The following is an 18,785-nucleotide window of genomic DNA, read 5'->3' as shown; positions in this document are numbered from 1 at the left end:
CGTTATGCGTCTGTCGCGCTACTTTCTGCCTATCCTGAAGGAAAACCCCAAGGAAGCCGAGATCGTCTCTCACCGCCTGATGCTGCGCACCGGTATGGTTCGCCAGCAGAGCCAAGGCATCTACTCCTGGTTGCCACTGGGCAAGAAGGTGCTGGACAAGGTGAATGCAATCATTCGCGAAGAGCAGAACCGCGCGGGCGCCATCGAAATTCTGATGCCAACGTTGCAGTCCGCCGAGCTTTGGCAGGAAAGCGGTCGATACGAGGCTTATGGCAAGGAGATGCTGCGCATCACCGACCGTCAGGACCGGCCCATGCTGTACGGACCCACCAATGAGGAAATGGTCACCGACATTTTCCGCTCCTATGTGAAGTCCTACAAGAACCTGCCCTTGAACCTTTATCACATCCAGCTGAAATTCCGTGACGAGATCCGTCCGCGCTTCGGCACCATGCGCTCGCGTGAGTTCATGATGAAGGACGCCTATTCCTTCGATATGACCACGGAAGATGCGGTACACTCTTATAACAAGATGTTTGCCGCCTACCTGCGCACCTTCGACCGGTTGGGTCTGCGCGCCATTCCAATGCAGGCCGATACGGGTCCCATCGGTGGGAATCACAGCCATGAATTCATCATTCTGGCCGAGACCGGAGAGTCGGAAGTCTTCTCGCACCGGGATTTCGTCAATTTCGACATTCCGCCAGCCGACGTCGATTTCGATGATGTTGCCGGCATGCAGGCGATCTTCGACAAGTGGACGTCCGTCTATGCGGCCACGTCGGAAATGCACGATGAGGCAGCCTTCGCGGCCGTTCCCGAAGCAGATCGTCTGTCGGCTCGCGGTATCGAGGTTGGACACATCTTCTATTTCGGCACCAAGTATTCCGAGCCGATGGGCGCCAAGGTGCAGGGACCGGACGGCAAGGAACATCTTGTCCACATGGGATCCTATGGCATTGGACCGACACGCCTTGTTCCCGCCATCATTGAAGCCTCGCATGACGACAACGGAATCATCTGGCCGGAATCGGTCGCGCCCTTTGATTGCGTCGTGATCAACATGAAGACGGGCGACGAAGCGTGTGATGCGGCTTGCGAAAAGATCTATGCGGAACTGATGAAGGCCGGCAAGGACGTCCTTTACGACGACACCACCGGTGGTGCTGGTGCAAAGTTTGCGACAGCCGACCTCATTGGCGTCCCGATGCAGATCATTGCTGGTCCGCGCTCGGTTGCCAATGGCGAAGTCGAACTCAAGGTGCGCAAGACCGGCGCCCGCGAGACCATGACAATCGAGGCCGCGATCAACCGCCTTCTGGCCTGATCGAATTATTGGAGGCGACATGACCAGCGCAGCCGCCGACACTCCGGCTGGCCAGAACGGTGAAAAAACCGGCTCGGCCAAGCCTTTTTCCGCATTCGAACGCATGGTGGCATGGCGCTACCTGCATGCCCGACGCAAGGAAGCTTTCATCTCGGTGATCGCAGGCTTTTCCTTTGTCGGCATCATGCTGGGTGTGGCAACGCTCATCATCGTTATGGCGGTGATGAACGGTTTCCGCACGGAGCTGATTTCGCGCATTCTGGGCATCAACGGTCATATGATCGTTCAGGCCGTTGATACGCCTCTGAGCGACTTCGCCGATCTGGCGAAGAAGTTCGAGGGCGTCGAAGGCGTGACCATGGCCATTCCTTTGGTCGAGGGGCAGACCCTGGCCTCAGGCCGGTTGGGTGCGGGCACCGGCGCTCTGGTGCGTGGCATCCGTGCCGAAGACCTTCTCAAGCTGAAAACGGTATCGGGCAATATCCGCTCCGGCGATATGGTCGGCTTTACCAGCGGGCAGGGCATTTTGATCGGCTCGCGCATGGCCGCGGATCTGGGTGTGTCTGCCGGCGATACGGTGACGCTTGTGTCTCCCGAAGGCGATGTAACGCCCATGGGCGTAAACCCGCGCGTGAAAGCCTATACGGTATCCGGCATCTTCGAGATTGGCATGTCGGAATATGACAGCTCCATCATCTACATGCCGCTTGAAGAAGCGCAGCTCTACTTCAACGCCGAAGGCATCGTGCAGTCGATCGAGCTGTTCGTTTCCGATCCAGACAAGATCGACGAGATCCGTCCCAAGGTGGAGGCGGCCGCCGGTCGCCAGCTCTACATCACCGACTGGCGTCAGCGGAACCAGACCTTCTTCTCTGCCCTTCAGGTGGAGCGCAATGTGATGTTCATGATCCTGACGCTCATCGTTCTGGTGGCGGCACTCAACATCATTTCCGGCCTCATCATGCTGGTGAAGGACAAATCGAGCGATATCGGGATCTTGCGGACCATGGGCGCCAGTTCCGGCGCCGTCATGCGCATTTTCTTCATGACCGGGGCGGCCATCGGAACGGCGGGCACCATTGCCGGTGTCGCTCTTGGCGTTGTGGTCTGTCTCAACATCGAGTCGATCCGCCAGTTCTTCTCCTGGGTCTCCGGTACGATCCTGTTCGATCCGGAACTCTACTTCCTGAGCCAGCTGCCGGCGGATATGAATCTCGGCGAGACCGTGACCGTCGTCATCATGGCGCTCACATTGTCCTTCCTGGCGACGATCTTTCCCGCCTGGCGGGCATCGCGCCTCGATCCCGTCCAGGCGCTCCGATACGAATGAGGACACCTCAAGCCATGTCATCCAAGACCGTCCTCCAGCTCTCAGGGATCAAGCAGGACTATGGTCAGGGCGAGACCGTCCTGACGATCCTGAAAAATGCCAATTTCAGCCTCATGGCAGGCGAAACCGTCGCTTTGGTCGCCCCCTCGGGCACCGGCAAGTCGACGCTTCTGCACATTGCCGGGCTGCTCGAGCATCCGACCGATGGCGAAGTGACGCTGGGCGGTGAGGCCTGCAATGGTCTTGGCGATGATCAACGCACCCGGATGCGGCGCAATGGCATTGGCTTCGTCTATCAGTTCCACCATTTGCTGCCCGAGTTTACGGCCCTCGAGAATATCATGATGCCGCAGCTGATCGCCGGCCTGACAATGGCCGAGGCGCGGGAGCGGGCAAGCCAGCTTCTCGATTACATGCGCATCAGCCACCGTGGCCAGCATCGCCCGGCGGAACTGTCGGGTGGTGAACAGCAGCGTGTCGCCATTGCCCGCGCCGTTGCCAATGCACCGCTGGTGCTGCTGGCCGACGAACCGACCGGCAACCTCGATCCGGAAACCGCTTCTTATGTGTTTTCCGCCTTGGAGGCACTGGTGCGGCAGTCGGGACTTGCAGCTCTCATTGCGACCCATAACCACGACCTGGCGCGGCGTATGGATCGCTGTGTGACCATCATTGATGGCAAGGTTGTCGATTATGATCCGGGTGCTCGTCCCGTCATTTAACCCCGCAGATTTTGATGCCGCGCTCGTCGCTCCAGTCTTTCAGGGAAACCGTGCTTGGCGCGGTGTTCTGGGATGTGCCGTTTAAGACATACTTCCCGCTCAGCACATTGTAGTCGCACGACCCGTTGCTGTCGGGATTGTCGATATCCAGCGTGTCGTTCCAGTTATAGGTAAAGCCGGCAACGATAAACTGGCTGTCACGCCAGGCGATGGTGACCGTCTGCGTCCAGCGGTTCCGCCCGATGCCCGAATTTTGCGTCGTCACCGCCAGGGAACCATTGTCCAGCGCTTTGAGCTCAGGGTCGCGTCCAAACATGCCGTCGAGACTGGTGTTGCCCCACAGCGAATAGGCACCCTCGCTGACGGGCCGCAACAGGTTGTGGGTCTTGTCTGCAAGGTACAGATAGAGAAGGGCTTCGTCACTGTCCGCGTCCTCTGGAGCGACCAGCAGGGCAAGGTCGCTTCGGCCATCCTTGTTCCAGTCGCCGGTCACGCCGGAGACGACCCGTCCAGTTGGAAAATCACCAGCACCTGCCGAGACAGCCGGAAGCAATGCAATCACGGCAGCGGTCATCATTCGTTTCATCGTCTCTCACAATTCTCAATGGCAATTCATCTGGCGGTGTTCTCGCATACAGGCATGCTGAACAAAATGGCGAAAAAGTGATTGACGAAAGAACGAAAAGAGAACATAGTGAAAACATAACAAGTAAGGAGTGAGCCATGACCGAGGTAATTCGTGACGTTGCAGCATTCGCTTCCATCGCGGTTTTCATCGCAAGTTTTTCATTGATCGTGATGGCCCTGTAAGGCCTTTAGAGCGGGATAGCTTTTTGTCCCGGCCGTTTGCATCTGGACTTGAGACCTCAGCCGGTCGAAAATAGCCGCCGATTCCTCGTGAGAGAAAGCGGTGCGTTTATGAGTGGTGCGGTTGTGGCTAAGGGTTCGGACGGGGCAGGCGAAACATCGCCGGGTTTCGTGCATCTGAGGGTCCATTCGGCCTATTCGCTGCTCGAAGGTGCTTTGCCTCTCAAGAAGATCCTCGCGAAGGCGGCAAGCGACAGCCAGCCAGCCATCGCGGTGACCGATACCAATAATCTGTTCGTCGCGCTGGAGTTTTCGCAAAAGGCGCTGGGCGAGGGGCTGCAGCCGATCATCGGATGCCAGCTCGCCATCGACATGGAAGATGCGGGCGATGACAAGCGTGGACATCAGTCCATGCAGAAGTTCCCGGCCATCGTTCTGTTGTCGTCGACACCGGCCGGCTATGAGCGTCTGGTCGATCTGGTGAGCCGTGCCTATCTCGACGGTGAAAGCGGACAACTGGTTCACATCAAGGCGTCCTGGCTCGAAGAGATCGGCACGGAAGGTCTGATTGCGCTCACCGGTGCCACGACAGGTCCGGTCGATATTGCGCTGCGCGAAGGGCACAAGGCTCAGGCCGAAGCCCGCCTTGAGACGCTGAAAGGCTTTTTCGGCGACAGGCTCTATATCGAATTGCAAAGGCAGGTTGGCTATAGCCGCCCGCACGAGCAAAAGATGATCGATCTGGCTTACGAGCATGACGTGCCGCTGGTTGCCACCAACGAGGCCTTCTTCCCGACCAAGGATGACTATGAGGCCCATGACGCTCTTATGGCAGTGGCCCATAATGCTATCGTCTCCGATGACAGCCGTTTTCGCCTGACACCCGATCACTATCTCAAAAGCCGCGCAGAAATGCGCAAGCTGTTTGCAGACCTGCCGGAAGCGCTCGACAACACGGTCGAGATCGCCCGTCGTTGTTCCTTCATTCTCGACACGCGCAAGCCCATCCTGCCACGCTTTACCGGCGCCAGCGAAGACCCCGATGAGGCCGATCGCGCCGAGGGCGCGGAGCTTCGCCGTCAGGCGGTCGAAGGGCTTGAAAACCGGCTGGCGGCCCTTGGAATGGCACCGGGCTACGACGAAACCCAATATCGCGAGCGCCTCGATTTCGAACTCTCCATTATCGAGCGTATGAAATTCCCGGGCTACTTCCTGATCGTTGCCGACTTCATCAAATGGGCCAAGAGCCAGGATATTCCGGTTGGCCCCGGACGTGGTTCGGGTGCGGGCTCGCTGGTTGCCTATGCCCTGACCATTACCGATGTCGATCCGCTGCGCTTCTCACTGCTGTTTGAACGCTTCCTCAATCCGGAACGCGTATCGATGCCCGACTTCGATATCGACTTCTGCCAGGATCGCCGCGAAGAGGTGATCCGTTATGTACAGAAGAAATACGGTCGCGAGCAGGTGGCGCAGATCATCACCTTCGGATCGCTGCAGGCGCGCGCAGCGCTGCGTGACGTCGGTCGTGTTCTGGAAATGCCCTATGGCCAGGTCGACAAGATCTGCAAGCTGGTGCCGAACAACCCGGCCAGCCCGACTCCTCTCTCCAAGGCGATCGAGGAGGAGCCCAAGCTGCAGGAGGCTGCTGACGAGGAGCCTGTTGTCGCCCGGCTTCTGGACATCGCCCAGAAGATCGAAGGCCTCTATCGTCACGCCTCGACCCATGCTGCCGGTATCGTCATCGGTGACCGCCCGCTGTCGAAGCTGGTGCCGATGTATCGCGATCCGCGCTCGGATATGCCGGTCACCCAGTTCAATATGAAATGGGTCGAACAGGCCGGTCTGGTCAAGTTCGACTTTCTCGGTCTGAAAACGCTGACGGTTCTGAAGACTGCGGTTGATTTCGTGCGCCGCACCAAGGGTGTCGAAGTCGATCTTGCGGCCATCCCGCTGGACGACAAGAAGACCTATGACATGCTCTCGCGCGGCGAGACTGTGGGCGTGTTCCAGGTGGAAAGTGCCGGCATGCGCAAGGCCCTGATCGGCATGCGTCCCGACTGCATCGAGGACATCATCGCGCTGGTGGCGCTCTACCGCCCGGGCCCGATGGAGAATATCCCGGTCTACAATGCCCGCAAGCACGGCGAAGAAGAAATCGAATCGGTTCATCCGACCATCGATTATCTGCTCAAGGAAACGCAGGGCGTTATCGTCTACCAGGAGCAGGTGATGCAGATCGCTCAGGTGCTCTCCGGCTATTCGCTCGGAGAAGCCGACCTTCTGCGTCGCGCCATGGGTAAAAAGATCAAGGAGGAGATGGACAAGCAACGCGCTCGTTTCGTCGACGGTGCGGTGAAAAACGGCGTCCTCAAACCGCAGGCCGACCTCATTTTCGATCTGCTGGCCAAGTTCGCCAATTACGGCTTCAACAAGTCGCACGCCGCTGCCTACGCTATCGTCTCCTACCAGACCGCCTATATGAAGGCGCATTATCCGGTCGAGTTCCTCGCATCGTCGATGACCTATGAAATGTCGAACACCGACAAGATCAACGATTTCCGCCAGGATGCGGGCCGGATTGGCATCAAGGTCGTGCCGCCATCGGTGCAGACCTCCTTCCGCAAGTTCGAGCCGGGCGACAACAGCATTTTCTATTCGCTGGCGGCGCTTAAAGGCGTGGGCGAGGCCTGCGTGGATCATATCGTCGAGGTGCGCGGCGACACGCCATTTGCCTCGATCGAGGATTTCTGCCTGCGCATCGATCCCAAGCAGATCAACCGTCGGGTGTTCGAAAGCCTGATTGCGGCCGGCGCCTTCGATTGTTTCGGTGTGGATCGGGCGCAGCTGGTCGCGTCGCTTGACCGCATTATCGGTTACGCCCAGCGTGCGCAGGAAAACAAGGTCAGCGGACAGTCCGACATGTTCGGATCCGGTGGCGCCAGCGGACCGGAAAAGATCGCACTTCCGGCCTTCTCACCCTGGACACCGTCAGACAAGCTGATGCGTGAGTTCCAGGTGCTGGGCTTCTATCTGTCCGCCCACCCCCTGGATGCCTACAAGTCGCTTCTGGAAAAGCTGCGCGTCCAGACCTTCGGCGAATTTTCCGGTGCCGTGAAGCAGGGCGCCGTCGCCGGCCGTCTGGCGGGCACAGTGATCAGCAAGCAGGAACGCAAGACCCGCACCGGCAACAAGATGGGCATCGTGGTTTTCTCAGACCCGTCCGGTCAGTTCGAAGCCGTGCTCTTTTCCGAAGGGCTGAACCAGTTCCGCGACCTTTTGGAAACCGGCAAGTCACTGGTCATCACCGTGCAGGCCGATGAGCGGCCGGAAGGCATTGGACTTAGAATCCAGACGGCGCAATCGCTGGAAGAAAAATCGGTTCAGATGCAAAAGGCACTGCGTGTCTTCGTGCGCGATTCCGGACCGTTGAAATCCGTCGCAACCCACCTCAATGCCAAAGGCGACGGTCTCGTTTCCTTTGTGGTGATCAAGGAGGAGGGCGTACGCGAGATCGAGGTCGAACTGACGGACAAGTTCCGCCTGTCACCGGAAATCGCCGCCGCCTTGCGCTCTGTGCCGGGCGTGGTCGATGTGGAACTGGTATAACCGGCCGGAAGCCTCGCTTATCCCTGCGGATTGCGGTGGGTTATGGTGATGAAGTCCGTGCCCTGACCGGTTTCCGGGCCAATGCCGGTATCGTTGATCGTCAGCGAGCTGCCCTCGTCGAGCAGAAGTGCGATTTTGTGGCGGATATTGTCGGGAATGGCGATCCGGTCGAGTGCTGCGGCCATGCTGTCTGAGGCCTGATCATCGGTAATGCCCAGACGCTTGCGCGTGGCAGAACTGATGTAGTCCTCAAGCGTCACCCCGTGCCACTCGGCCTTGCCGGAAAAGCGGTTGACGGCGGTTGCCTCGGCGAAATGTGTACCGAGTGCCTTCTCGGGATGGTCGATCGTGATCGGCGCCTCGAAGACCGGCTTGAATTTCTGCCGGACCATGATCTGGCCAAGGGGCGGCTCACCACGCCCGCCGGCATGGTAGAGCGTCCGCATGAACTCGGCGGTCATGATCTCGCCCTTGGTCGGCAGGCCTTTCCAGCGCTTGAAGCCGTTGATGGCGCTGATTGTCATCGGACCGATATGACCGTCTGGTTGACCCGCATCGAAACCGAGATCGGTCAGAATTTCTTGCGCGTCAAACACCATCTCGCGCACACCGCGACGGGTAATGAGAATACGAAGCGGCGGCAGTTTCTCAAGGGTTACACTGGTGCTCGCACCGACCTTTGGCAGAACTTCCGCAACGGCCACTTCGACCGGGATCTCGCTTCCATCGAAATTGGTCGGCCGCAACTGCGCGTCGGACAGGAGCATGCTGTTGTCGACGGGAAGCTCCGGCGTAAAAAGTGTGCGGCTGGAGATCAGCTGAGGCGCGACAGGCGCATCGGTAATGATCACATGCGCGCCACGCTCGGTCATCTGAAACAATGAGCGCGCAAAGGCGCCGGGCAAACGCACGCAGCCATGCGAGGCCGGATAGCTGGGCACGCTGTTGGATTCATGTAGCGCGACACCAGACCATGTAATGCGCTGCATCCATGGCATTGGCGCGTTCGAATAGAGGTTCGACTCGTGATATTTGCGTTTCTCGAGGATTGAAAAAACGCCTGAAGGAGTCGTGTGCCCGGATTTTCCGGTCGAAACCTTCGAGGTCGCGACGATCTGTCCGCCGTCGTAAACGGTCAGGCTCTGTTGGTTCTTGGAGACGAAAATCTGCAGCGTGCCGCCATCTGCGGCAAGCGTTGCGGAGGAAAACGCGGTCGACGCCAGAAGACCGATGCCCAGATAAATTGACTTGAACACGAAACACAACCTCTACGCAAAACAACTCCTCTCGAATATAAGAGGAAGTTTAAGAAAGTTTTGAAGGACTGCCTCGCTCACATTTTTGTGTCAGGAAAAATCAATAGAAGCCGCTATTGGCCAGTTCGGGATGAGCGGCCAACAGCTTAACGATCCTGCCGCTTGGGATGGAATGTATAGCCGGTTTCAACGCTGCCCTTGCCGAATTTGTCGCGCAGCTTATCCATGGCAGCTTCCGCAGCAGCCCGGCGCCCGGCCTGCTGGTCGACCAGATCGCCGGGGTCTGCGGTGGCAGCGTCGCAAAGGTCACTGACACCGATCCCGATCAGCCGGTACTTCGTGCCATCCGTTTCTTTTTCCAGAAGAGATATGCCGGTCCTGAAAATGCGGTCGGCAAGCTGGGTCGGATCGTCGAGACGCCTGTTGCGGGTCCGGCCTTTGAAATCGGCAGTCTTGAGCTTCAGCACCACTGTCTGCCCGGCAATGGCGCTTTTCTTCAAGCGCCAGGCGACTTTCTCCGAAAGCGAGCGCAGATGCGTCACCAGTTGCTCATGATTGGAGATGTCGTCGAAGAAAGTCGTTTCGGCCGAAACGCTCTTTGCCGCCTCGTTCAAATGCACATCGCGCTCGTCAATGCCACGTGACAGTCTAAATAGGCGCTGCCCCATGGAGCCGTAGCGGCGCATCAGGTCGCCTTCTTCCATGGTCTGCAACTGGCTGATCATCGTGATGCCATCGCGCTCCAGCGTGCCGGCAAGGGCTTTGCCAACGCCCCATATGGTTGTCACGGGTCTGGATGCCAGGAACTCGAGCGCCTCCGTGCGTCCGATAACGGAAAACCCGCGGGGCTTTTGCAGATCCGACGCCACCTTGGCCAGAAATTTGCAATAGGAGAGGCCGACGGAGACGGTGATCCCAACCTCCTGTTCGACCCGTCGGGCGAATTTCGCCAGCACCCGGGCGGCAGGGTCGTGATGCAGCTTTTCCGTGCCCTTGAGTTCCAGAAAGGCCTCGTCGATGGAGATCGGCTGCACCATCGGTGTCAGTTCCTGCATCATCTGCCGCACCTCGCGGCCAACGCGGGCATATTTTTCCATATCGGGTTTGATAACGACGGCATCAGGGCATGCATCCAATGCCTTGAACATAGGCATGGCCGAGCGCACACCATGAACGCGGGCGATATAACAGGCCGTCGAGACAACGCCTCTTTTGCCCCCACCAATGATCACCGGCTTGTCTGCAAGCTCGGGATTGTCGCGCTTTTCAACAGAGGCATAAAAGGCGTCGCAATCGATATGGGCGAGTGTCAGATCGTAGAGTTCTGAATGGTAGACAAGCCGCGGGCTGCCACAGGACGCGCACCGACGGCGGCCTTCAGGTTGACCCTTAAGGCAGTCACGGCAAAAGCCCGGAGATGGTTGATCGTCAGCGGCCATGATGAGAACAAAAGTTGAACATTCGATGTTTATGCGCTAGCGTTCCGCAATGCAAGCGGAGCAAGACATGATGCCTCAAAATTTCACTGACCGTCCACTGTCACCTGATCTGTCGCAGGACGTCGCGGTTGCCATGGGGCGGCAGGGGGGCTGTTACGGTTGCTGGTATGCCTGTTTCTGCCTGGCGCCACCCGAATGACAGGCAGGGAGCGCTGACGGGTGCAAGCCCGACATGCGCGCGCGTGGGAGTGCTGGCGCACCGCCGGGCGTGCGCGGATGGCCAGCCGACAGAGGGCCTACATCATCGGACCGGAAAGCTTGTGCCATGCCTCTGCTACCGTTTCAGGCTTGGTGCCTGTCGCCTCGCAAAAGCTCATCAGGCTGGGTTCATGGGCCATCATGAAATCCAGAAGTCCCGCCAGAAAGCCCGGATCTGTCGCCGCAGTGCGGATCTGGTCGGCCTGCACACCGGAAAGCGCAAGAAAACGCGAGAGCATATCGGGTTCATTTGCCAGCCAGGCAAGGATTGTGACCGCCGTTTCTTGCGGATCGGTCGTCGAGAGCTGTTCGCGCATAAGTTTTTCCATGATTTTCGCGAGGTTACCGTTTTCTCAACCAAATGAGAGTAGTTTAGCTTGTGAACAGATTTGAGCCGACCCGTGTGCCAAAGGTATGCGGGGCGCTGGGGGACGGAGCAAAAGGACTGGTAATGCCCAAGAAGGTCATGATTGTAGAAGACAACGAGCTCAATATGAAGCTCTTTCGCGATCTGATCGAGTCCTGTGGCTATTCCACGATTCAGACGCGAAACGGCATGGAAGCCCTCGATCTGGCGCGGAAATATCATCCGGACCTGATCCTCATGGATATACAATTGCCGGAAGTCTCGGGCCTGGAAGTGACGAAGTGGTTGAAGGACGATCCGGAGCTGCACGTAATTCCGGTAATCGCCGTGACGGCCTTCGCCATGAAGGGGGACGAGGAGCGCATTCGTCAGGGCGGTTGCGAAGCCTATGTTTCAAAGCCAATTTCGGTGCCCAAGTTCATAGAAACCATCAAGACCTATCTTGGTGATGCGTAACAAGACGGAAGATCAACCATGACAGCACGCATTTTGGTGGTTGACGATATACCGGCAAACGTCAAATTGCTCGAAGTTCGGCTGATTGCCGAATATTTCGATGTGCTGACGGCTGACAACGGTCCTCGGGCACTTGAGATCTGCAGCCAGACGCAAGTCGATGTCATTTTGCTCGATATCATGATGCCTGAGATGGATGGCTTTGAGGTCTGCGAGCGTCTGAAGGCCGACCCCCGCACCGCCCATATTCCCGTCGTCATGGTCACCGCGCTCGATCAACCCTCCGACCGGGTTCGTGGACTGAAGGCGGGCGCCGACGATTTCCTGACCAAGCCCGTCAATGATCTCCAGCTGATCTCTCGTGTTAAAAGCCTGGTGCGACTGAAGACGCTGAGCGACGAGTTGCGCATTCGCGCCGAGACTGCGCGCAATATAGGTATGGAAGATCTTCTGCGTGTGACGGACGGAAAGCTCGAGGAAGCGGGGCAGGTTCTGCTGGTCGACAGCCGCGGCAGCTCGCAGGAACGGATCATCAAGGCGTTGAAGCCCGTGGCCGAGATCATGGCCATGTCCGATCCGCAGGCAGCCGTCTTCGAAGCCACGGAAAATTCGTTCGACCTGGTCATCGTCAACGCCAACTTCGACGATTACGATCCGCTGCGTCTATGCTCCCAATTGCGTTCCGTGGACCGCACGCGCTTTATTCCGATCCTCCTCATCGTCGATCAGGGTGCGGATCAAATCGTGGTGCGCGCACTCGATCTGGGCGTCAATGACTATATACAGCGCCCGCTCGATCCCAATGAACTCGTGGCACGCGTCCTCACCCAGATCCGCCGCAAGCGTTTCAATGATCGTCTGCGCGAAAGCGTCCAGCACACGATCGAGCTGGCCGTCACGGACGGTCTCACAGGACTTAACAACCGTCGCTATCTCGACAATCACCTGAAGACGCTGTTTGCACGTTCAAAGGTGAGGGGGCGTCCGCTCTCCGTGTGCATCGCCGATATCGACCGCTTCAAGCAGGTCAACGATACCTACGGCCATGACGCGGGCGATGAGGTGCTGCGAGAGTTTGCAGCACGTATCCGTTCAACCGTGCGCGGTGCGGATCTGGCCTGCCGGTTTGGTGGGGAGGAGTTTGTGCTCGTCATGCCCGATACGCCCGCAGACACCGCCGCTTCTGTGGCCGAACGACTGCGTGCAATTATCGAGTCCAAGCCGTTCACGATACGCGGCGTCGATGTCAGCCTGGATATAACGGCATCTATGGGCATTGCGACAGTGGTCGACGGCGTGGTGACGCCCGAGCAATTGCTCAAACAGGCTGACCGTGCGCTCTACGAAGCCAAGAATGCCGGCAGAAATCGGGTGGTCGCGGCCGTCGCAGCCTGACGACAAGCGATGCCCGTGATGGGTGTGCCGAATCGCAACACCTCTCCAGAGATTGCCGAGACAGGCAAATTCTCAATTGCGCTTGTGCCGGTTGTGGATAAAAATGTCGTCAGAGAGTGCAGTGGCGTCGGTTGCGTTGAGGCGAGTGTATCGTCACAAGAGTTTTCGGTTTTACGAATTCATTCGGCATTCGCATTGATATTTTTTCGGTCTTCTTTGCACAATTGCATTGTTTTGACAGTTAAAATGGAGGTGCGGTGCAATTTTTCTGTGCCTTTATATCTTAGTTTGTACGAAAATAGAAAAATTACTACGTTTTCGTCTTGGTTCAATTTTCGTTAGCGAAGATTATGCCGGTTCTTCATTCTAAGGTAAATTTGATTGTCCTGAAACTATACTTATGTATCTCTCGTGAATATCGATTCAAGCAGAGAGTCTTAACTGGCCGAATTTAACCATATGTTGTGACAAAATGGGGCGCGGTTAAGAAATAGTTGATTTTTCTTCCAACTTGCGCGAAGTTCGAGACACGGACATCGGGTCCACAAGGACATTCGAACACCCCATGATGCTCAGGTCCGCCGCATCTCCTGGGTCGTGGGGTCGGTCGGTTAGCGTGCTTGTTACAGTCGGTTCCTCGTGCCGCCTTAGTATGCTGACCGACCCCCTATTGTAAGAAGCACCGTATCATCGTGATGATACGGTGCTTTTTTATTGGCCGCTCGGTGAGGGGGGGGGCGCGCGCGGCCGAAGCCGGAATAGAGAAGGGGCGCCTCGTGACTAGCGCGGGCGCCCCTTGAACCTGTCTTGCAACTCCAAAGCGGAATTACTTGATCTTGGTTTCCTTGAACTCAACGTGCTTCCGTGCGACCGGATCATACTTGGTCTTGGTCATCTTGTCGGTCATCGTACGGCTGTTCTTCGTGGTAACGTAGAAGAAGCCGGTGTCGGCCGTCGACAGAAGCTTGATCTTGATTGTTGTAGCCTTAGCCATGGTCGTCCTGCCTTTAAGAAAAATGAAGCCACGGACAACCGTATGGGTCCAAGGCTAATTCTGGCGCGAAACTACAAATCGGCCCCGAAAAGTCAAGTCTGTTTCGGTCTAAAAAGCAATCTTCCGATGGAAAGCGCCACATAAAGCGCGAAGAAGCCCGCAATTGCCCATGCAAAACCGTGCATTCCGGAGATATCCATCGCAGCACCGATCGCCTGTGGACCGGCAACAGTCCCGACAGCATAGCAGAAGATAAAGGCGGCATTGGCGGCTGCAAGGTCAGACCCCTTGAGTCGCGAGCCGAGATGGCTAAGGCCGATCGTATAGAGACCGGACACGCAGCCACCGAAGAACAGCAACAATACCCCGAGCGTGATCCAATTGGATGCGAACCAGGGCAGCATCAGTGCCCCTATCAGGCCCATCAGCGCCATGACGAAAAGCAACAGGCGCCTATCCTTCAGCCTGTCGGAAAGCATGCCAAGCGGGATCTGGAAAGCCATATTGCCGATACCCATTGCGGTCAGCAATAAAGCCCCTTGGGCCTCGGAAAAACCGAGGCGGGTGGCATAGATCGGAAACAGTGACAGACCGCCAGCTTCGACAGCGCCAAAGACGAAAACGGCGGCAGTGGCGGTCGGAACGAGGAACACATAGCGCAGGAAGTGATTTTGCGGCTTTCCCTCCAGGACCGGACTTTCGCCGCGGGCGATGAAGATAGGGATTGCCGCAAGAAGGATGACACCGGCCCCCACGGCGAAGGGAAGAACCCCATCGGATCCGAGTACGGAAAAGAGCAGGGGACCTGATGCGAATCCGACGGACAGGACAGTGGCGTAAATGCCCAGCACCAGGCCACGACGGGATGGCGGGGCAGCGGCATTGATCCAGAACTCGGACAGGATGAACAGCGTCGTGGTGGCACCGTGGAACACCAGCCGTAGCGGAAACCACATCCAGAACTGTTCGGCATAGAAGAAGCCGAGGGCGCTGATGGCTGACAGAAGAACCGCCCACAGCATTGTGCGCGCGACACCGAAGTCATGGGCAAGCTTGGTGGTGATAGGGGCTGCAATCATGGCAGCAACACCCGCCATCGCCGAATTGAGCCCTATCAGCGTCGACGGTATTCCGCGCTTTTCCAGAATGATGGACAGCAGCGGAAGGCCAAGCCCCATGGCAATGCCAACGGCGGTAATGGCTGCGATTGCGGCGATCAGTGACGGCCAGTGGATGGTCTCCGGGTAACCGTGAGCACCGAGACCCTTATCGGACATGGTTTGAACCCTCAGATGCCACTGCGCAGGAACTGGCCCCGCCGTGCGTAATAGTATGGACATTCCAGATCGAAGGGCAGGGACGGTTGCGCTGTCATCTGTGCTTGCACGTCTTCCAGGATTGTTTGCGTAATCGGCGGAATGTTCAGCGTTGAATTGCTGCCAATGTCAAGCCATTGCAGATCATGAAGTTCTTCCGAATTGCGCATGCAATCCAGTCGAAGCGCGGTTTCGTCGGTAAAAGTGCAAAAGAAGCGGGTATCGAAACGACGGACATTCCCGGGCGGTGTCACGGCGCGAGCGACATATCGCAGAGACGATAGATCGGCCACCAGCCGCTCAACGGTGCCCCGTACCTCCAGTTGGCCGAGCACAAGTCCAGTCTCTTCATGCAACTCGCGGATGGCAGCAAGCGCCAGCGCGCGGCCGCGACGCACCGCAGCTTCATCCGTCTTGCCGCCGGTGAGGCGCGTCAGGACAGATGCATGAAGGTCAGAGCTATAGGGAAGCGCGTGATCGGTACGGTCACGCCGTCCACCCGGAAACACATAGAAATTGGGCATGAAAGCATGCTTGTTGCCGCGCTTGCCGACAAGAACCCGGATTGTTGTCCCGGAACGATCAAGAACCAGAATGCTTGCGGCATCCTTCGGCCGCAGGGGGGAAGGCGCCGGCCCCCCTTGCGGCTGGTTCTCGAAGGGATGCGAGGTCATGCGCCCGGAAACTCGTCCGCTTCATCAGGTGTGTCGCCAAAACCGTGCATTCGAAGTGCCCATTGCAGACCAATGACGCCACCCTTGATCGGTTGAATGATCGCCAGCGAGATCACCACTGCCAGCGGCGCCCAGATGGCAAGATGGATCCAGGGAGATGCGGGAAAAATCAGGTCGGTCATCATGTAGCCGCCCAGCAGTACATGGCCAAGAACCATGACCACCAGATAAGGCGGAAGATCGTCGGCGCGGTGGTGATACATCTCCGCCCCGCAGGATGCACAAGTGTCCACCGGTTTCAGGAAGGCTTTAAACAGGCGCCCGCTGCCGCAGGAGGGGCACGAACAAGCCATGCCCCGCATGATGGAGCGGCCCAGGGGCCGGTCGGCCTTTTTGTCTCCGCCATACCGGACCATCGACGATGCTTCGCTTGACGACATGACTTTATCCTCTCAGTGCTGAACCTCAGCGACGACCGCGTGGCGGTCGGGTGCCGGGCTGCTTGCGCATTTGTTCTCGTCCGCGCTTGGACGTTTTGTGGAATGATCGCGTCGACGTGGGCATAGCGCGTCCCTCGCTCAGCATTTCGAACCGCAACGCCCCCGCAAGCGGTATGGCCTCGACAAGCTTGACTTCCACGACATCCCCAAGCTGATAGCCAAGTCCGGTCTTTTCGCCCGAAAGTGCCTGATGCGCTTCGTCGTATATGAAGTAGTCCTTACCAAGTGTCGAGATCGGTATAAAGCCATCTGCGCCGAATTGCGGCAAGGCGACAAATAGTCCCGATTTGGTGACACCGGCAATCCGGCCTTCGAACTCGTCGCCGACGCGTGTCGACAGGTGATGCGCAACAAGGCGGTTGACCGTATCGCGTTCGGCCGCCATCGCACGGCGCTCGAAGGTGGAGATTTCAGCGGCGATATCAGCGAGTGCTGCCTCTTCGTCCGGCGAAATCCCGCCTTCGCCAAGGCCGAGCGAACCGACCAGCGCCCGATGCACGATCAGGTCCGCATAGCGGCGGATCGGCGAGGTGAAATGCGCGTACTTCATCAGGTTGAGGCCGAAATGGCCAATATTTTCGGGGCTGTAGATTGCCTGGCTCTGCGAGCGCAGCACCATCTCGTTGACCATGATCTGGTGCGGCGTATCCACCGCCTGGGCCAAAATGCCATTGAATGAATTGGCGCGCATATTGCCGCGTGACAGTGACATGCCGATCGTGCCGAGGAACTCGCGCAGGGTTTCCTGTTTCGACATCGACGGCGTGTCATGGACGCGGAAGATCAGCGGCTGGCGTTTCTTCTCCAGTGTTTCCGCAGCAGCCACGTTCGCCTGGATCATCATTTCTTCGATCAGCTTGTGCGCATCGAGGCGTTCCGGCACATGGACCCGGTCGACAGTGCCGTCTTCCTTGAGAAGGATCTTGCGCTCGGGCATGTCCAGTTCAAGCGGCTGGCGACGATCGCGCCCGCGTTTCATGATCTCGTAGGCGTTCCACAGAGGCTTGAGAATGGGCTCCAGCAATGGACCGCTCTTGTCGTCGGGATTGCCGTCGATAGCCGCTTGGGCCTGCTGGTAGGAGAGCTTGGCAGCACTCTTCATCATCACCCGATGGAAGGTATGTCCCGCCTTGCGGCCCTCCTTGGAAAAGGTCATGCGAACCGCAAGCGCTGGCCTGTCCTCGCCCTCGCGCAGTGAGCAGAGATCGTTGGAAATGCGCTCCGGCAACATCGGCACCACACGGTCGGGGAAGTACACCGAATTACCGCGCTTGAGCGCTTCGCGGTCGAGTGCCGATTTGGGGCGTATATACCAGGACACATCGGCAATCGCGACTGTCACGATCATGCCACCCGGATTATCGGGAGAGGGATCCTCTTCGGCATAAACAGCGTCGTCATGGTCTTTCGCATCGGCAGGATCGATGGTGACCAGCGGAACCTTGCGCCAATCCTCGCGCTTGGTCATCGGAGCAGGCTTGGCTGCTTCTGCTTCGTCCAGAACGGCCTGCGGGAAAATATGCGGAATGCCATGGGCATGAATGGCGATCATCGAGATCGCCTTTTCAGACGCGACCGAGCCAACCACGTTCAGCACCTTGGCGCGTTTCAGGCCAAGTCTGGAATGCGAGCGGATTGCTTCGACCTCGACCAGATCGCCATCCTTGGCGCCGTTGAGGTCCGTGCTGTCGATCACCATTTCGTCGTCGCGGCGCTCGACCGGCATGATCCGGCCATGGTCTGCGCCCGGACGTTCCTTGTAGACGCCGAGGATGGACAGGCGCGTCTTGTCGATCACCTTGATCACCCGGGCCGTATAGGCCGGGCCTGCGCGATCTTTGGAGGGAAAAATCTTGGCCAGCACCCGATCGCCCAGGCCGCCGACGGGGCTCTTGCCGTTTTTCTTGTCGGCGCTTGACTGACGGATCAGGACGGCGGGTGCGACACCCAGATCCTCGTTCCATTCCGATGGACGACCGATCAGATCGCCGTCCTTGTCGCGTGTGGTGATGTCGATCAGCGTGACAGGCGGCAGTGCGCCGGGCTTGACCAGCGACTTGCGGTCCTTTTGCACCAGGCCGTCGTCCTGCAAGGCCTTCAGCGCTTGCTTGAGCTCGACGCGCGCTTCGCCCTTCAGGCCGAAGGCCTTGGCAATCTCGCGTTTGGAGGCTCTGTCCGGAAAATCGGCAATGAACCGCAACAGCACGTCGCGAGACGGAACCTCACCGTGAATGATCTGGTCAGGCTTGGGCTGCGACGCGCCCTTTGCCGCGCGCCGCTCTTTCCTGTTGCGGGGAGCGGTCGTCATGTCGGGCTCGCGCGGATTTTTGCTCAA

Annotated in this window: 15 protein-coding genes; 6 read left to right on the top strand and 9 right to left on the bottom strand. The window is 58.1% G+C overall.

Translation table 11 applies throughout. The annotated features are described in order from the left end of the window. The first annotated feature begins 4 nt into the window (after positions 1 to 4). From proS to ACWPM9_RS13000, 3 genes are read left to right on the top strand one after another with little or no spacing between them, the layout of a single operon-like run. Positions 5 to 1,327, top strand: a complete 1,323-nt coding sequence (gene proS, locus ACWPM9_RS13010; RefSeq protein WP_484757651.1) for a proline--tRNA ligase — start codon at positions 5 to 7, stop codon at positions 1,325 to 1,327. A 19-nt stretch (positions 1,328 to 1,346) separates the two neighbouring features. Then, positions 1,347 to 2,657 carry a lipoprotein-releasing ABC transporter permease subunit gene (locus tag ACWPM9_RS13005; protein WP_428185031.1) on the top strand — a complete coding sequence of 437 codons (1,311 nt, stop codon included), beginning with the start codon at positions 1,347 to 1,349 and terminating at the stop codon, positions 2,655 to 2,657. Between the two features lie 14 nt (positions 2,658 to 2,671). Next, complete coding sequence (locus ACWPM9_RS13000) at positions 2,672 to 3,379, top strand: ABC transporter ATP-binding protein (RefSeq protein ID WP_484755404.1); 708 nt, start codon at positions 2,672 to 2,674, stop codon at positions 3,377 to 3,379. Here the strand turns inward: ACWPM9_RS13000 and ACWPM9_RS12995 are convergent. Then, a complete protein-coding gene (locus ACWPM9_RS12995; protein WP_484755403.1) occupies positions 3,372 to 3,965 on the bottom strand; it encodes a hypothetical protein in 594 nt (197 codons plus the stop codon). The two genes, ACWPM9_RS13000 and ACWPM9_RS12995, sit on opposite strands and share 8 nt — an antisense overlap. 332 nt (positions 3,966 to 4,297) lie before the next feature. Between ACWPM9_RS12995 and dnaE the strand changes: the two genes are divergently transcribed. After that, entirely contained in the window at positions 4,298 to 7,795 is a 3,498-nt protein-coding gene (gene dnaE / locus ACWPM9_RS12990) for a DNA polymerase III subunit alpha (RefSeq protein WP_484755402.1), read from the top strand. Positions 7,796 to 7,812: 17 nt separating this feature from the next. Here the strand turns inward: dnaE and ACWPM9_RS12985 are convergent, their stop codons facing one another. The 3 genes from ACWPM9_RS12985 to ACWPM9_RS12975 form a co-directional block, all read right to left on the bottom strand. Continuing rightward, positions 7,813 to 9,051, bottom strand: a complete 1,239-nt coding sequence (locus ACWPM9_RS12985; protein ID WP_484755401.1) for a L,D-transpeptidase family protein — start codon at positions 9,049 to 9,051, stop codon at positions 7,813 to 7,815. A gap of 146 nt (positions 9,052 to 9,197) precedes the next feature. Then, on the bottom strand, positions 9,198 to 10,490 hold the full coding sequence (locus tag ACWPM9_RS12980; RefSeq protein ID WP_484755400.1) for a DNA polymerase IV: 1,293 nt from the start codon (positions 10,488 to 10,490) through the stop codon (positions 9,198 to 9,200). Positions 10,491 to 10,786: 296 nt separating this feature from the next. Beyond that, positions 10,787 to 11,077 carry a DUF3572 domain-containing protein gene (locus ACWPM9_RS12975; protein WP_484755399.1) on the bottom strand — a complete coding sequence of 97 codons (291 nt, stop codon included), beginning with the start codon at positions 11,075 to 11,077 and terminating at the stop codon, positions 10,787 to 10,789. Between the two features lie 122 nt (positions 11,078 to 11,199). Here ACWPM9_RS12975 and ACWPM9_RS12970 point away from each other — a divergent pair, with 122 nt between their 5' ends. Next, positions 11,200 to 11,571 (top strand): response regulator, encoded by a 372-nt coding sequence (locus ACWPM9_RS12970; protein ID WP_428185023.1) that lies wholly within the window; start codon positions 11,200 to 11,202, stop codon positions 11,569 to 11,571. 18 nt (positions 11,572 to 11,589) lie between these two features. Further along, the gene (locus ACWPM9_RS12965) at positions 11,590 to 12,966 is read left to right on the top strand and encodes a PleD family two-component system response regulator (RefSeq protein ID WP_484755398.1); all 1,377 of its coding nucleotides are present in this window, start codon (positions 11,590 to 11,592) and stop codon (positions 12,964 to 12,966) included. 826 nt (positions 12,967 to 13,792) lie between these two features. On the opposite strand, the gene rpmG is transcribed toward ACWPM9_RS12965, so the two are convergent. From rpmG to rnr, 5 genes are all read right to left on the bottom strand, one after another. After that, positions 13,793 to 13,960 carry a 50S ribosomal protein L33 gene (gene rpmG, locus ACWPM9_RS12960; RefSeq protein ID WP_007626161.1) on the bottom strand — a complete coding sequence of 56 codons (168 nt, stop codon included), beginning with the start codon at positions 13,958 to 13,960 and terminating at the stop codon, positions 13,793 to 13,795. A gap of 92 nt (positions 13,961 to 14,052) precedes the next feature. Then, a complete protein-coding gene (locus tag ACWPM9_RS12955; protein WP_428185021.1) occupies positions 14,053 to 15,237 on the bottom strand; it encodes an MFS transporter in 1,185 nt (394 codons plus the stop codon). Between the two features lie 11 nt (positions 15,238 to 15,248). Next, complete coding sequence (locus ACWPM9_RS12950) at positions 15,249 to 15,950, bottom strand: NUDIX hydrolase (protein ID WP_484755397.1); 702 nt, start codon at positions 15,948 to 15,950, stop codon at positions 15,249 to 15,251. Continuing rightward, positions 15,947 to 16,390: a DUF983 domain-containing protein gene (locus ACWPM9_RS12945; RefSeq protein ID WP_428185019.1), complete on the bottom strand. Its 444-nt coding sequence runs from the start codon at positions 16,388 to 16,390 to the stop codon at positions 15,947 to 15,949. The genes ACWPM9_RS12950 and ACWPM9_RS12945 overlap by 4 nt, the downstream gene beginning before the upstream one ends. Positions 16,391 to 16,415: 25 nt before the next feature. Further along, positions 16,416 to 18,785, bottom strand: a complete 2,370-nt coding sequence (rnr, locus tag ACWPM9_RS12940) for a ribonuclease R (RefSeq protein ID WP_484755396.1) — start codon at positions 18,783 to 18,785, stop codon at positions 16,416 to 16,418.

The sequence above is a fragment of the Agrobacterium sp. H141 genome, assembly GCF_057158725.1.
The sequence above is the reverse complement of the archived record's forward strand: the minus strand, read 5'-3'. Positions and strand labels throughout refer to the sequence as shown.